Here is a 14,881-nt window from a genome sequence, read left to right on the forward strand (position 1 = left end):
CGCGGTTGCCCCACAGATTGCGCTGTACCAGAGCGACCGGGGTGGGCTATGTTCATGCGCCTTCGACCATGCACAGGATGCCCACCATGAACGACCGCGAGCACGACGCTCGGACATTGAACGCAGTCGAGCATTCGACCGATCCGTTGACTGTCGCTAACGACTTGCCATCGATCCCTGCAGCCGATCGGTCTGTCGAAAGTAACAAGCCTGATCGCTCGCCGGACGAAGGCGCCGACTATGCCACGCGCCGAAGCTTTCTCGCTTCTACCGTGGGGACCGCGGGATCGCTGATCGTGGCAGGCGCCGTTCTGCCCGACACAGCTGCGGTTGCCGGCGCGGCGCTAACTCGGGCCGCGCACGATTGGGGGTCACTCCGCCGTCGCATCAAGGGAGAAGTGGTCACTGCGAACGCCCCTGATTTTGCCGCGGTGCGAAGCGCCCTGGTTTGGAACAAGATCAAGCCCGACCGCTCTCCGGATGCTATCGTGCGGGTCAAGAACGAGCACGACGTTATCCAGGCCGTCAATTTCGCGCGTGAAAACGGGCTGAAGGTCGTGGTCCGCGGCGGCGGTCACAGCTGGTGCGGCTTGGCCGCGCGCCAGGGCGGTATAGCCATCGATCTCTCGGAGCTCAATGAATCCCGGATCGACCCGACCGGGCGAACCGCCGTGATCCAGCCGGTGATCAGCAACCGCGAGCTGGCACGCCGTCTGGGCGAACATGGCTTGGCCTTTCCGATCGGTCATTGTCCCACGGTTAAGGCGAGCGGCTATCTCTTGAACGGCGGCATGTCTTGGAACATGAGTCATTGGGGACCTGCCTGCCAGAGCGTCGAGGCGGTGGAATTCGTCACAGCCGACGGCAAGCTGATCAAGGCCAGCGCCACCGAGCACCAGGAACTGTTTTGGGCAGCCCGAGGATGCGGGCCGGGAATGTTTGCCGTGGCCACACGTTTTCATTTGAAGTGCTATCCATTGCCCAAGGCCATCGCCACGAGCAACTATTATTTTTCGCTGCATGATCTGAAAGAGACCGTCGACCAGGTCGTGGCAGCAGGGCGAAAGATGCCCAACAAAGTGGAACTGTCGATCTTTCTGATCAAAGCGCCGACCGAGCTTGCCAACGCCTGCCACGACCACAATGGCAAATTGTGCATGATCTCGGCGGTGGCTTTCGGGATGACACGGGAAGAATCCACGGCGGCACTCGCGCCGCTGGAAAAGATCGACATAGTGACGAAGGCGCTCGGCAAAAGCTTCAACCGCCCTTCCAGTTTCGAACAACTGGCCGCCGCTTCTGGCGAAACATGGCCGGAGAATCATCGCAACCTGTGCGAGAACCAATGTTCGAAGGCCAGCCCTTCCGACATGTTGCTGGCCTTGCGCGACAAATTCGTCGAGGCGCCGTCGGATAAATCCGTGATCGTTTTCTGCCAGAGCACAGGCCCCAGGAATTTGCTCGAGCCTCGTGCCGATGTGGCACTATCGATGGACGCCACATCGTACGGCGGTTCGTGGGCCATCTGGGAGAAGGAAGCGGACGATGCCGCCAACCGCAAGTGGCAGGATGAGATCGTCGCGCTGATGAAACCCTTCACTGCTCAGCATTACATCGGCGAGACCGACATCGTGCAGGATCCCTCGCGCGTGCAGAATTCGTATTCCACCGAGAAGTGGCAACGACTGGAAGCGGTGCGCGCCAAGTACGATCCCCAAGGCGTGTTCTTCGGTTTCTTGGGGGGGACGGACAAGGCCTGAAGTGCGTGCGGCATGCCGGCTGACACCACGTCGCCATATGCAGAAGCCCGCCGCGACGGGAGAACGCACAACGCACAGTAATTCGTTCCGTGCCGTGCCTTGATTTTCCATGGAATTCTACAACCACACGCAATGCGCGATCGAGTGTCGGCCTGGATTGGACAATGCCCCGTGGGCTCATGACAATAAACGCCTGGCGTTATCGAACAGAATCGTGACGCGCTAAACGATTTCGCCTGCTGCCGTTGCCACCGCCCCGTAAAAGACCGCCGCCCCGGAGCCTTCGTCATGCGTATCAAGGTTTTCGCCTTTACACTTGTCGGGCTGTTGACTGCCACCGCGTGTATTCCGGTCATCGCAGACGGCACGCCGCAGCCGTCTTTTAGGATCATGCGGTATGTAGCCGGAGACGACGTGGATCTGCCCCAGATGGCGCTGTTGCGCATGGAAACGGTACAAAAAGCCCTCGACTATAGCGACCTGCAGAAAGTACGGCAGGCAGCGATTCAGCAGAAGTTTAAAGATACGATGTCCGCGGCCGCCAAAATGGGCGAGCCCGACAAACGCCGCGCGGCCGTGATGGCTGCCCGAGACGAAACGGAAGCAGCACTGCTTGGCAACCTGGAGCCCGCCCAGCGCGAACGACTCGATCAGATCCAGCTGCAGTTGCAGGGGCCTGCCGCCTTTACGAAACCCGACCTTGCCCAGCGACTTGAGCTGTCCGGCGACCAGATCGCCACAACGCAGCGAATTGCCCAGGAGGGGCACGAAAGAATGGCGCAGGCCGCGCGCATCCCGCTCCCCTTCAAGGACGGTGATCCCTCGTTAACCGAGGAGGAGATCCGAAAGCTTGTCGAATCGAATGAATTCCAATTGACGAAGCAGAAGCACTGGCTTGAGCTGTTCGGCGTACGGGATGCTGCATTGCGTGGCATCGAAGATGCTCTGAGCAAAGGAGAACGCGACGCCTTTCGAAAGATGACCGGCACGCCGCTCGACGTCGAAAGCTTTTTCCTTGAGATGGCGCCCAAAGGCGCTGCCACGAATGACGATATCGCGGGCGTGGCGGATCAATTGGGCCTTTTGGATCAGCGGGCGGACCTCAACTTCGACGTAAAGGTAGCCCAGCCCGCCTATGTGTCGGAGCACCCGGCGGTCCTCTTCGATGAAGCACATCATAACTTTCATACGTCCGGTGGCCGCTACAAAGCCTTCGCCGACCTTGTTGCTAATGATGGTTATCGTCTGACGGCCAACCAGGAGGAGTTCACCGCACCACGACTGGCGAGTTACCGCATACTGGTCATCGCCAACGCGATGGGGGCCAAAGAGATGGGAGACTCCGCAGCTGGGAATTCGGCGTTTACCGCCGCCGAGTGCGAGGCCGTCGTCGATTGGATCGAGGCGGGCGGTTCGCTACTGCTGATCACGGACCACGATCCATTCGGCTCGGCCGCCCAACAACTGGCCAACCGACTTGGTGTGAACATGAGTACCGGCGTTACCGTCGACCAGCTTAACGAAACGGAGGATGGTCTGCTCTTCTCGCGTGATAAGCATCTGCTAGGCAATCATCCGATCACCAATGGGCGAAACGAGTCGGAACGAGTGAACCGCGTCCTGACGTTCACCGGCCAATCGCTGTCTGGTCCCACCGGGAGCGTTCCGTTTCTCATCTTCTCCGATACCGCGCTGGACCTGGCGAAGGGAAAGAACACTTCTGCCGCGGGACGAGCGCAGGGGGTCGCTTTCACCCGAGGCCAGGGCCGGGTCGTCATCCTCGGCGAGGCCGCCGAACTCTCGGCCCAAGTCTCTGGTTTCCCACCGACTCCAATGGGCATGAACGTGCCCGGTTGCGACAACCGCCAGATGGCTCTCAACATCATGCACTGGCTCTCGGGTCTTACGAGGTAGGCCGTGCGCTTCCGAATCTGACGTGCGTCATCTTGGTTGAAAACAATTGACGCGCACAACATTACACCTTATGGTGTAATGTTGGTCCAAATCCTGAATACCTGGGTCGATTTCAAACAGGCACGAAGTCCCGGCGATGCGCACCGTGCGGCAACCGGTTTTTGCAATACTCGCCGGGTCGATATCAGGCTGTCGGCGGCTTTCCCAATGGCGTGCGACGCCGCCGATGTCCGGCTTCCAACAACTTGTTGTGCGATGACAGATAGGTGGGCAATATTGCGTACGGATCAGCTATCAAATGTCCTGACGGCAATTTCACACCCCTCACGGCGGGCCATCATCGGACAACTCGCGGCCGGACCCGCACGGTTTACCGATATCGCCAAGCCGTTCGATTTGTCGCTCAACGCGATTACAAAACACCTCAAACTTTTGGAGCGTGCGGGGTTGATTTCGCGCGAAAAGCAAGGGCGCGAAGTGCTCATTTCATTCCGCCCTGAACCGCTACGGCTCGTTTCCGGATGGGTGCATGAATACGAGCAGTTTTGGAGCGAGCATTTGGACCGCTTCGAGGGATTTTTCAAGGACAAAAGAAAGAAGAAGCGATGAAACCAGAGATAAAAACGATCGTGCTGGAACTCATGCGCACGATTCCAGCCACGGCGATCGAGGCGTTCGACGGGTGGCTTGATCCCGCGTGCCCGGGCACTCCCTGGAACGAGGCCGAGAAGCTAATTCTCGACCCCAAAGTAGACGGCCTGTACTATTGGCTATTTATCAACGAGGCGGGCGAACAAAAGCCCCATTACGGACGATTCACCCTCGTCGATCGGCCATCGAAGGTGCAATACACCTGGATGTCGCTCCATACGCGCGGTCTCGAATCGCTGGTGACCGTAACCTTTCAAAAAAAGGGGGAGGACACTCATATGACTCTTCGTCACGAAAATCTGCCGGATGACGAGTACGGACGAGGTCACGAGCGGGGCTGGGCTCACCTTTTGAGCCAGTTTGCAGATCGATTTCCGCGCCATCGTAAGCAGCCCTGACCCGCGCACCTATTTGCCAAGCGTTTGAAATCTCAAATTCCGAATCGAGATACGAGCACGTGTCAACGCATTCGGTCATTTCTCGTCCTCGCCCAAAAGAACGATTGCCGGGACGAGGTTCCCCCCCTCAGGCAATCGCTGTCCAGTCGCATTCTGAACAGCCGCGCCAGCGAATGGAAATTGCGACAAAGGTCACACGCACCTGGCCACTAACAGCGTGAGGCGCCTAGCCACCGGAACAGGTACGTCCGTTGCCACGCGTTGGAACACAAGTCAAAATGGGCGCGAGCGTTTTCCCTCTCGGGCGCGGGATCCACGATATGCACGAATTCCGAGCTGGTCATTTTCCGATCGACCGCCGCACGTTTCTCGTGGCCGGTGGGCTGGGCTTTTTTGGCGCCAACCTGGCCAATTTCGCCGCGGCCGGAAGTGCCGAGGGGGCGGCTCGTCCGGCAAACCGCAAAATCGCCAAATCGGCGATCATGATTTGGCTTTCCGGCGGGGCATCGCATATCGACACCTGGGACATGAAGCCGGCAGCACCGCTCGACTATCGTGGGCTGTTCCGGCCCGTCTCCACCTCGGCGCCCGGCATCGAGCTTTGCGAACACCTGCCGCACCTGGCCAAGCAGGCTCACCACCTGGCGATCGTGCGATCGCTGGGCGATTTCCAACGCGGTACGGGCGACCACCATGCGGGCTACTATTACAACCTGACGGGGCACGCCCCCGATCCCTCGTTTCATCGGCTCTTGAATGCGCGCACGCCGTACCCAACCGATTGGCCTTCGATGGCCTCGGTGATCGCTTTCAAGCGGCCACCGCATCGCGAGTTTCCTAATGCCATCACGCTGCCGCAAAAGGAAGGCGCGCCGGAATACACGCGGCCTGGCCAGTTTTCGGCACGGCTGGGCATTGAGTACGACCCATTGTTCATTAACGGGACACGCGAGAACCCGCTGGATTTCACCGTGCCGGCCTTGTCGTTACAGGGCGACGCTTCGCCCGAGCGCATGACATCGCGCCGTCAGCTGTTGGCCGCGATCGATCAGGCCCAGCGCGTGGCCGAGCAATCAGGCGCCGTGGCCGACTACCGCAAGCAACAGCTCAAGGCCTTCTCGCTGCTCACGTCTGGCAATACCAAAGCTGCCTTCGACCTGCAGGCCGAACCCCAAGCGGTACGCGATAAGTACGGGCCGGGTATCAATTCGACGTCGATGCTGTTGGCTCGTCGGCTCGTCGAAGTAGGCGTGCCCTTTGTCACTGTGTTTTGGAAAGGGGACAAAGAACTCGACACGCTCTGCAAGAGTGGCGGCGGTTGGGATACGCACGGTAACAACTTCAATTGCCTGAAAGATCGCCTCCTGCCCGAATTCGACCGCCCCTACGCGGCCTTGCTTGACGATTTGCACCAGCGCGGCATGCTGGAAGAAACTCTGGTCATCGTCTCTAGCGAAATGGGCCGCAAACCACGCGTGGGCGATCCGCGGTCGGGCGGCAACAGTGGCGCGGGACGCGACCATTGGACGCACTGTATGTCGGTGCTGTTGGCCGGCGGCGGCATTCGTGGCGGACAGGTATTTGGCGCGAGCGACAAACTGGCCGAATTCCCGCGCGAGAAACCCGTCGGCGCCGAGCACATTGCCCACACGGTATTTCATTCACTCGGCGTCGACGATCTGATGGCGCAGGATCGCGAGGGCCGTCCGTTCCACCTCATGGACAGCGGCTGGCCCCTGACTGAGCTTTTTTAACCGGCTGTTTTTTTAACCCGGCTGCTGTTTTAGACCGGCCACTGCAGGCCACACCTGCATTAATGTCGCGCGGGCGCAAGCGGCACCGTCGCGGGCGTGCAATTAGCGGTGCCGCTTGATTTCAGCTTATCGCGGCGGCGCATTCTTCGGCAGCGATCGCCCCCCGCGTAACCCGGCCGCTTGATCGAGTGCTTCCTGAGCTTCATCCTGACGCTGCACCGTCCGTAGCAGTGTTGCCAGCCCATCATAACTCGCGGCCAATTGTTGCCGATATCGCTCGTTGTGAGGATGCTCGATCGCCAGTTGACGCCGCAGATCGATTGTTTTGTCGTAGGTGCTCTCGGCGTCGGCAAGCTTACCACCCGCCTGTTGCGTCGCGGCAAGCTCGCCGTAGCACCAACCGAGCGCCTCTCGATAAGTCGCGTTTGCGGGGGCCTCTTCAACAAGCTGCTCGCGCTCGAGGATGGCTTTGTCTAACCAACGCTCACCGTCGGCGGGGCGCCCGCTGTCCCGTAAGGCCATGCCTAGGCCTGTGTAATTAAAGGCAAGTTGATGACGGTCGGAATCTTTCGCTGGAAGAGCTTGCGCGCGCAGCTCGCGAATTTCGATGGCCTTGCGGTAGGGAACTTCGGCGGCCGCCGGCCGGCCCGCCTCGAGATTGTTTAGCGCCATGTTGGCGTAACACCAAGCCAGGCCATCGTGGAACTCACCGGCATTGGGATATTCGCGAACCAGCCGCTCTCGAATCGCCCTGGCCTTCTCAAAATACGCATTGGCATCATCCCAACGGCGGTCTTTGTAAAGCGCCAAGCCGACGGACACGTAGCACGCCGCGAGATTATTGTCCTGATGCGCTTCATGACGATGCGCGCGGACCAGCTCCTCCACAATGCGCGTTGCCCTGAGATACTGTTCGGCCGCCGCCGCGAAGTTTCCGTCGTTATACAATCGATCGCCCAGGTTCAATGGCGCGTTCCACGCGGTCGGATTCAAGGCCAGCGTGTTTTCGTGCAGCGTCACGATATCTCGGTAAGCGTACGTCCTATCCCGCGCGATCGCAGCCAGGGGAATCAGCACGCCCAGGCCGACTAAAGGAATGGCCCACGCCGCGACTTGCGCGCGCCGCTCGAGGAACAATGCCAGCCCCGCCGCCGCCAACGACACGAGCGCAATGCTGGCGTGATACTGAAAATGGTCGGCCACGAATGAATAGCGAAACGGATAAACGTTGATAAAACCCAAGGCGGGCACAAGCACGCCCGCGAAGATCAGCACGGCGGCCAGCGGGCCGCGACCAATCCGTGCTCGCACGCACCACAGGCCGATCACCGTGAGCATCGCCGCCAGGGGATAGAGATACTGCCACGGATCGTACGCGTCGATCGCCCAGCGCGGATAAAAGAATATCAGCGGGTGTGGCCAGGCAAGCTTGCCGGCGTAGAACCATAAGGCGCGCCCCGCGATCAAGACACGGTCCGGTGGCGCCAAGTCCCATTCTTGGCCGCTGGCGCCAACGTGTGTTCTTTCCATCCAAATCGTGATCACCGACAGCGCCAATCCGAAGGCAAAAAACGGCGCCATCCGCGCGAACTCGCGCGCTGACACTCGGCCTCGCTGCCACCAATAAATCACCAATAACACAGCCGGCACACTGGCGACAACTGTTTTGCTAAGCACCGCGGCCACGAACAACACAAACGATAGGCCGTAGTAACGCCACGCAGCGCGGCGGAGCGCGGCCATGCCGCCGTCATGATCGCTGTTATGATCGAAAGCAGGATCGACGTCGGCCGGAGAAAACCGCAAGTACGCCAACATCGACCCTAGCGCCAGCGCGCAGGACAAGACATTCTTAAGCTCCGTGACCCACGCTACGCTTTCGACGCACACCGGATGTACGGCGAAAATCGCGGCCGCCATCCACGCGCCGGGCGCGGCAAGCCAAACCAGCAGCCGCCACACGAGTACCGTGCTCGCGGCGTGCAGCAGCAAGTTCACAAGGTGGTAGCCGCGCGGGTCGAGGCCCCAGCAGCGATGCTCGATCCAAAAAATGCTGTGCGTCAGCGGATAATACTGCGGCACAGCACCCGTTTTGAACCAGATGTCGCGCAGTCCTACCGTGGACGACAGGGTCTGGTTGTGTTCGATGTGCTCGTCGTCATCCCAAATAAAGCCGTTGGCGAGCGTCGGCCAATAGACGATGCCGACCAGCAGCACCAATCCGCCCCCCCACAGCCACAACACCTGCGCCGACGGCGACGGCGCAGGCGATCGCGGCTTGGGAACGGTTTTGGGTCGCTTCATGGCTTGCTACCGGGACTCGATGCGCGGACGGGATCAAGGCCCCGCAAAACCTCTGCACAGCTTCCATTTACGGTGGCCGGTCCTTGATAATGTCAAGTCTAGGTTAACATGGAACCACGACTGACAGCGCGCTCGGCCTCATTGTACGAGAAGGACCGCAACGGTTCAGCCGCGGTAATGGCTTCCCAAAGAATGCGGCTATTTCGATCCTGGCCTGTGGCGCGAGCCAACGTTGAAACATCTCCACCAGTCTTCATCGGCGGAACCGTTGAAACCAAGTACATCTACGCGAACCTCTTGGGCGTCCGCGGCAGCTCTGGTTCTGTTAACGGCCATCGTCTATGGGCCAACGCTCGCCAACGGTTTCGTCACTGATGACGGCGTGTACGTCAAAGAGAACGTGTCGCTGCGTTCGGCGGGGGGGCTTTATGACATTTGGTTCACATTAGGAACCACCGAGCAGTACTATCCGTTGGTGCATAGCAGCTTCTGGTTGGAGTATCACCTCTGGCGGCTTAACCCGGCGGGTTATCACGCCGTGAACCTGCTGTTGCACGCGGGTGCGTCACTGCTCGTATGGCGGTTGCTCGTCCGTCTGGCGGTACCCGGCGCGTGGCTGGCTGCCGCCATGTTCGTCGTGCATCCGGTCGAGGTGGAAACGGTCGCTTGGGTGGCGGAACGCAAGAACCTTTTATCATGCGTTTTCGCCCTTGGGTCGCTGCTGGCGTATGGACAATATGCCGCAACGGATTTGTCCACGGACGCGCGGGCGACCGACACGCGCGGCGGAACTCGCTGGGGGTGGTATTGGCTGGCATTCGGACTGTACGTCGCTGCGCTGTTAAGCAAAACGGTTACCGTCAGTCTGCCGCCGGTGCTACTTTTGATTCTTTGGTGGAAGCGGGGCCGCCTGCTGCGCCGCGATGGGCTGCACCTGGCTCCGTATTTTGCCGTGGGACTGTCGCTGGCAGGTCTGACCGTCTACATGGAGAAAACGTACGTCGGTGCGACAGGCGGAGAGTGGCATATCTCGTTTGTCGAGCGTTGCTTGATTGCCGGCCGCGCGCTGTTCTTCTACGTCGGCAAGCTGTGCTGGCCGGCACCTTTGGCCTATTACTATCCGCGCTGGGATATCAACCCTCAGGTTTGGTGGCAGTATCTATTCCCCGTGGCCGCGGCCGGCGTGATCGCGGCGCTGTGGTCGGCGCGGCGCACGTTGGGACGCGGGCCATTGGCTGCGGCGCTGATTTTTGCCGTGGTGCTGTTTCCCGCGCTGGGTTTCTTCGACGTCTACCCTTTTCGCTTTTCATTCGTTGCGGATCATTACCAATATCACGCCAGCATTGCGCTACTGGCACTCGCGGCCGCGGCGATTGTGCAGATTGCGGCCCGATTCGGACCTCGATCGTCCGTGCCTCGCGCGCTGGCCGTGGCGGCGCTGCTGTTACCGTTGGCCGTCCTGGCCCGCGAGCGGACATTCGTCTTCCTCAGCAACACGACCCTCGACGAGGATATCGTGGCCCTGAACGCCTCGCCAAAAAGCGCTGCGCCGGCCGTTTGTGAAGATCAGCAACGCGCGCATAACAATCTCGGCATCGTCTGTCGCGACCAGCGCAAATTCGAGGAAGCGCTCGCGCATTTCCATAAGGCGATCGCGTTTCGAGAGCGGCTTGCAGGCAATGGCCCCGAGGCGAACAAGTATCAGGACCTTGTCGCCGCAGGTTTTGTGGATGTGGGAATGGTGCAGGGTAAGTTGGCGCGCCTGTCCGAGGCCGAAGACTCGTTCGGCAAAGCCATCGAGATTCGTCAGCAGCTGGTCCAAAAGCAGCCCACTAACAACAATCTTCGGCAGCACTTAGCGGCGACGCTCGAGGATCTCGCGGCAATGCGCGTTGCCAACGAACTGCTGGCTGATGCCGAAGCCTCGTTTCGCGCCGCGATCGAGATTCGCCAGTTGCTGGTCGCAGAGAATCCCGCCTCAGTTGACGATCGTTCGGCTCTTGCCGGGGATTACGAAAGGCTCGCACTGTTGCAACAGACGGCTGGACGACTGGCCGATTCGGAGGCGAACCTGCGACAAGCCCTCCCGATTCGCCAGGCTGTGATTCGCGATAATCCGACGTCCGCGCCTTATCCCGATTCGGTTGCCTGGATCCTCACACAGTTGGGCATTTTGCAGCGGGCCGCCGGACAACCGGGCGAAGCCATCGCGTTGGGACGTCAGGCCGTCGAGATGCTGGAGAAAATCGCCGCGGCCGATCCCGCGCAGGAGCGATATCGATTCAACCTCGGCTGGAGCTACGCTAACCTGGCCATTTCGCAACAGATGGCGGGCCAGCTCGACGCAGCCGACGCCAGCTTTCGCCAGTCCACGGCGGTACGCGATAAACTCGCCAAGGACCATCCTGCCAACAGCGGGTTCCAAGAGGATCTAGCCGCAACCTATATCGATTTAGGATTGCTCGAGCAAGATTTGGGGAAATCGCTCGATGCCGAAGGAACCTTTCTCAAGTCCATTGAGATTCTCCGGCGCCTGACTGCTGAGAATTCTGCGCCGGCCAAAACATGGGCCAACTTGGCGGACAGCTACGAGAAATTATCGCAGTTGCAACTACGAAACGGCCGCCCGTCCGACGCCGCGAAATCGGAACAAACAGCGGCCGAAATCCGGGCAAAGCTCACAGCGACACAGCGCGAGCCGAAGTGAATGCCGCGTGAGATGAAACCTACGGTCACCAAGATACATGCGAGAGCCGGGAGTCGAATCCGGACGCCTTGCGGCACTGGATCCAGAGTTTTGTGGACGTCACTCGCATCATGACCGTTATTTCGAAACCAGTTAGCCGAGTCATAAATCGGTCGCTTGTTCGAAATTCAAGAAAACGGTTAAGTTATCGCAATTGCAGCAGGCATCGCGGAAGGGGCCATTACCGAATGCCATCGATGGCCGCGGCTACGTCGAAGCGATCGCCTGCAACAACCCCTTGATATACCCATAGCCGAACGCAAAGGCTTGCAATCCGTCGGAATCGTCGGCATGACTCGGCATGTGGTCCGGCATCAGCATGTAAGAGTAACCAACGTCGTTTAGCGTGCGAGCGACTGCCAGCATGTCGAGATCGCCATTGTCAGGATAGGTCTCGCAGAAATCGTCGCGGCGGCCTCGAATGTTACGGAAATGGATATTGAAGATCTTGTCGCGCTGACCGAAATAGCGCACAACGCCGCAGATTTCACTGCGAGGGTCTTGCAACATTTCGGCCACGGTGCCAACGCAGAAGTTCAGTCCGTGGAAAGGGCTTTCCTGGATCGCGACGAATCGCTTCAATCCATCGACGGTGCCCAGGACATTGACAATGCCCTGAAATCCCGCTGGCGGCGTGCCAGGATCGTGAGGGTGGCAGGCCGCGCGAATCTTGTATTGATTGCACACGGGGATCACGCGGTCGAGAAAGTACGTAATCCGGTCCCAGGCCTTGTCGGCGGAAACGTGACCGGCGCGTGTCAATTGGTTGGCGCCTTTGGCCTCGGCCAGTTTCCAAGTACTGTAGCGACTGCCTCCCCGGCCCGGCGTGGAATCGGTTCGCAAAACCCCGAGCAAACTCAGATTGTATTTGATCGCCGGAATCTCGACCGCGGCGCAGGCCTCGATCATTCGCTGGATATCTTCGATGTCCTGATCCCGCCCGACGGCGGCCATCATGATTGACCCCCGTCGTTCACGGTCGATGTGGCTGGAAGTGAGAAACGGCAGCGCTACCATGTCGAGCGAGACGCCGTGTTTCTCGCACAAGTCTTTGGTACGTTTCAGGTCGTCGACCGACCAATGCCCGCCTGCACCTGGGTCGGGCGGAAAACCGCAAATGTGGTCGACGCCGTGCCGTTTGAAATAGTCGAGCAATTTAGGCGTCGTCGGCCCGTTCTGGCAGCCGACGTGCATCGCGCTTTTTGCGCCGGACGTCGTCCGCGCATCGGCGGCCTCGTCCGCCATTGCCCTCGTCGACCACGCTGCCGAAACGGCCGCCGTTACACCGCCAAGAAAATTGCGTCGCTTCATTGTGCGTCTCCCGTGTGACATCCGCCGATCTGCGATTCTTGGGCACGGGATGGGTGTCGTCAAATCTATTCGGTCCGTGGCGTCGCGCGTCGAGGCCCCCTTGATTGCACTGCTGACCGGCAAGTGGGGCTGCGGAAACGAAAAGGCCCGCCACGCCAAATTACCGGGCGGGGGTTGCGGTGATACTAGTTACAGCGCCACAGCATGTTAGGCTCGCCGAAACTTCTTCCGCAGCGCGACGAACGCCAGACTAGCCACGCCGACGATACCGAGAATCAGCGTCGATGGTTCGGGCACCGGTGTCAGCAGGAAGGCTCGCGAGTCAAGAGGATCGCCGTTCAGCGTACCGTAGCCGACGATCTGGCCCACGTTGTTGATTGCAGTTGCCCATTGCAAGTTCCAGCCCGATGCTGGATTGATAAGCGTATTCAAATTCACGATGCCACCACCGCTGGTGTACATGAGAGCTTGATTGGCGTTCGTGCCGACCACTTGATCACTGTTGTTGATGCCCATCGGGACGATGCCGCCGATGTTATGTTCTACGCCTCCGCTATAGAGGAAGCCGCCTTGAGGAAGGGCACTGTCCGTCCCGACGACATCCCCGTGGTCATTCAGCGCAAAGGCGATGCTCATGAACGGGCCGTTGTCCTGAGTCCCGCTATTGGTGCCCACTTCGTGCAAGGTGCCGTCGTACAGATAGGCGATCTGCGCGAATTCATGCTGGAACACAGCGGAGGGCACAACGGCCTGACCGGCCACTGCGCCGCTTGAGTTGATGGCGATCCCAAATCCGAAAGTTCCACCTGGCGGCTGCGGCAGAAGGTGCACCGTGCCGTCGTATACAAATGCGGAGGAGTTCTGCAGCGATCCGGTGACTTCGCCGCTATTGTTAATTCCCCCGGCGGTGCCGACACCGATCGTCTGCATCGTACCGTTATAGAGGAATATGTTGCCGCTGCCGTCTGTGCCAACCACTTCACCAGAATCGTTGATTCCGTTGCCAGTGCCAGGGCCAAGATCGTGCATTGTGCCGTCATACACAAACGCGTGCATCTGGTTACCGACGTAAGAATAGCCGGTCACCAGCCCATTATCGCTGAGGCCGTTCGCGACGGACTGTACAAAGCCTGGCGATCCGGCGAGCGTTCCCAGGTCCGTGACTGTGTACTCCACGGCGGCCCGGCCAGGCAGCGGAGTAGTGATCGCCAGACCGCAGGCGACTACGAAAGTCAATGCTATTCTTGAGGGGTTCATTAGGGCTGCCTCCCAACTAATGTTTGGACCAGTAAGAAAGAAAGACATTCGACAACTGATCGACCGGCGCACGAGATTGTCGCTCGTCCCAAAGTCAGTTGCAAGCCATGCGGCCCGCATTCTGGTCGCCTGCGGATGCGTGATGAACCAGGCGCCAGCAGCAACTCAACAGCCGGTCGGGTGAGGAGTAGGAAAGTGCCGCAGCACGTCGTCGTGCGGCGGAAAAGGGGCAATTCCATGCCGCTCGCAGATGCCCATCATACTAAAGGGCACCGCCTTTTTTACGGCCATCATTATTGCTTCCGGCAACGAGCCCATTCTTTCACCCACGGCTTCAGCCCGGCAGCATTCAGAAAATGGTTCGTTTCCGCGGAGGATTGTGGCCCACCCGAATGTCAGCGGTTTGCCCGGCGACGCTTGTCGCAAATTGCCGTCTCAGTAATCAACGTCCCAGAAACGCGTGGAATCGGGATAAGGCTGCGCCTGCATCGCCCTTTCTGTGTCGGATTTGTGACGGATTTTCAGTCTAATTCTCGCGCACACGCCGAATCACAAAACCGTGCGAGTCTTAGGACTTTTTGCTTACGGTAGCCGGTGCAGACAAAAAACGGGCTGTCTCACCGCCAGTCTGCGGCAATGCCTCGAAGATTGCGGAGCTTAACTAGTCCGTCGCTGCCAGTTCCATCCAGCCATCCCTGGTGAAACCGATGGGAGCGAGCGCGATGCCGGAGGACGCCGCAAGTTCCTGGCGATTCTTTTGCGCTTAGCCTGCCAGCCGTGCAGTCG

General features: G+C 59.6%; 9 protein-coding genes. 6 read left to right on the forward strand and 3 right to left on the reverse strand.

Features of this window, described 5'->3' with window-relative positions; translation table 11 throughout:
* Positions 1 to 86 precede the first annotated feature (86 nt).
* The 5 genes from VGG64_28550 to VGG64_28570 all read left to right on the forward strand — a co-directional run bounded on the left by VGG64_28550 (position 87) and on the right by VGG64_28570 (position 6,477).
* Positions 87 to 1,760, forward strand: coding sequence for an FAD-binding oxidoreductase (locus VGG64_28550; protein HEY1603585.1), 1,674 nt, complete (start codon positions 87 to 89; stop codon positions 1,758 to 1,760).
* A 288-nt stretch (positions 1,761 to 2,048) separates the two neighbouring features.
* Entirely contained in the window at positions 2,049 to 3,674 is a 1,626-nt protein-coding gene (locus tag VGG64_28555; protein HEY1603586.1) for a hypothetical protein, read from the forward strand.
* Positions 3,675 to 3,755: 81 nt separating this feature from the next.
* A complete protein-coding gene (locus VGG64_28560) occupies positions 3,756 to 4,283 on the forward strand; it encodes a metalloregulator ArsR/SmtB family transcription factor (protein ID HEY1603587.1) in 528 nt (175 codons plus the stop codon).
* Entirely contained in the window at positions 4,280 to 4,723 is a 444-nt protein-coding gene (locus VGG64_28565; protein ID HEY1603588.1) for an SRPBCC domain-containing protein, read from the forward strand. Before VGG64_28560 ends, VGG64_28565 begins: the two co-directional genes overlap by 4 nt.
* 320 nt (positions 4,724 to 5,043) lie before the next feature.
* On the forward strand, positions 5,044 to 6,477 hold the full coding sequence (locus VGG64_28570; GenBank protein HEY1603589.1) for a DUF1501 domain-containing protein: 1,434 nt from the start codon (positions 5,044 to 5,046) through the stop codon (positions 6,475 to 6,477).
* Positions 6,478 to 6,603: 126 nt separating this feature from the next.
* Here VGG64_28570 and VGG64_28575 read toward each other — a convergent pair whose 3' ends face one another.
* Positions 6,604 to 8,781: a tetratricopeptide repeat protein gene (locus VGG64_28575; protein HEY1603590.1), complete on the reverse strand. Its 2,178-nt coding sequence runs from the start codon at positions 8,779 to 8,781 to the stop codon at positions 6,604 to 6,606.
* Between the two features lie 268 nt (positions 8,782 to 9,049).
* Here VGG64_28575 and VGG64_28580 point away from each other — a divergent pair, with 268 nt between their 5' ends.
* A complete protein-coding gene (locus tag VGG64_28580) occupies positions 9,050 to 11,488 on the forward strand; it encodes a tetratricopeptide repeat protein (protein HEY1603591.1) in 2,439 nt (812 codons plus the stop codon).
* Between the two features lie 246 nt (positions 11,489 to 11,734).
* On the opposite strand, the gene VGG64_28585 is transcribed toward VGG64_28580, so the two are convergent.
* Entirely contained in the window at positions 11,735 to 12,838 is a 1,104-nt protein-coding gene (locus VGG64_28585; protein ID HEY1603592.1) for a mannonate dehydratase, read from the reverse strand.
* A gap of 207 nt (positions 12,839 to 13,045) precedes the next feature.
* A complete protein-coding gene (locus VGG64_28590) occupies positions 13,046 to 14,215 on the reverse strand; it encodes a PEP-CTERM sorting domain-containing protein (protein HEY1603593.1) in 1,170 nt (389 codons plus the stop codon).
* Positions 14,216 to 14,881: the final 666 nt, after the last annotated feature.

The sequence above is a fragment of the Pirellulales bacterium genome, from assembly GCA_036490175.1.
Classification (GTDB): Bacteria; Planctomycetota; Planctomycetia; order Pirellulales; family JACPPG01; genus JACPPG01.

What these genes read in the sequence shown, in the direction of transcription:
- VGG64_28555 (HEY1603586.1), top strand. Translation starts at nt 2,049, where the DNA reads ATGCGTATCAAGGTTTTCGCCTTTACACTTGTCGGGCTGTTGACTGCC.
- VGG64_28565 (HEY1603588.1), top strand. Translation starts at nt 4,280, where the DNA reads ATGAAACCAGAGATAAAAACGATCGTGCTGGAACTCATGCGCACGATT.
- VGG64_28585 (HEY1603592.1), bottom strand. Translation starts at nt 12,838, where the DNA reads ATGAAGCGACGCAATTTTCTTGGCGGTGTAACGGCGGCCGTTTCGGCA.
- VGG64_28590 (HEY1603593.1), bottom strand. Translation starts at nt 14,215, where the DNA reads ATGCGGGCCGCATGGCTTGCAACTGACTTTGGGACGAGCGACAATCTC.
- VGG64_28570 (HEY1603589.1), top strand. Translation starts at nt 5,044, where the DNA reads ATGCACGAATTCCGAGCTGGTCATTTTCCGATCGACCGCCGCACGTTT.
- VGG64_28550 (HEY1603585.1), top strand. Translation starts at nt 87, where the DNA reads ATGAACGACCGCGAGCACGACGCTCGGACATTGAACGCAGTCGAGCAT.
- VGG64_28575 (HEY1603590.1), bottom strand. Translation starts at nt 8,781, where the DNA reads ATGAAGCGACCCAAAACCGTTCCCAAGCCGCGATCGCCTGCGCCGTCG.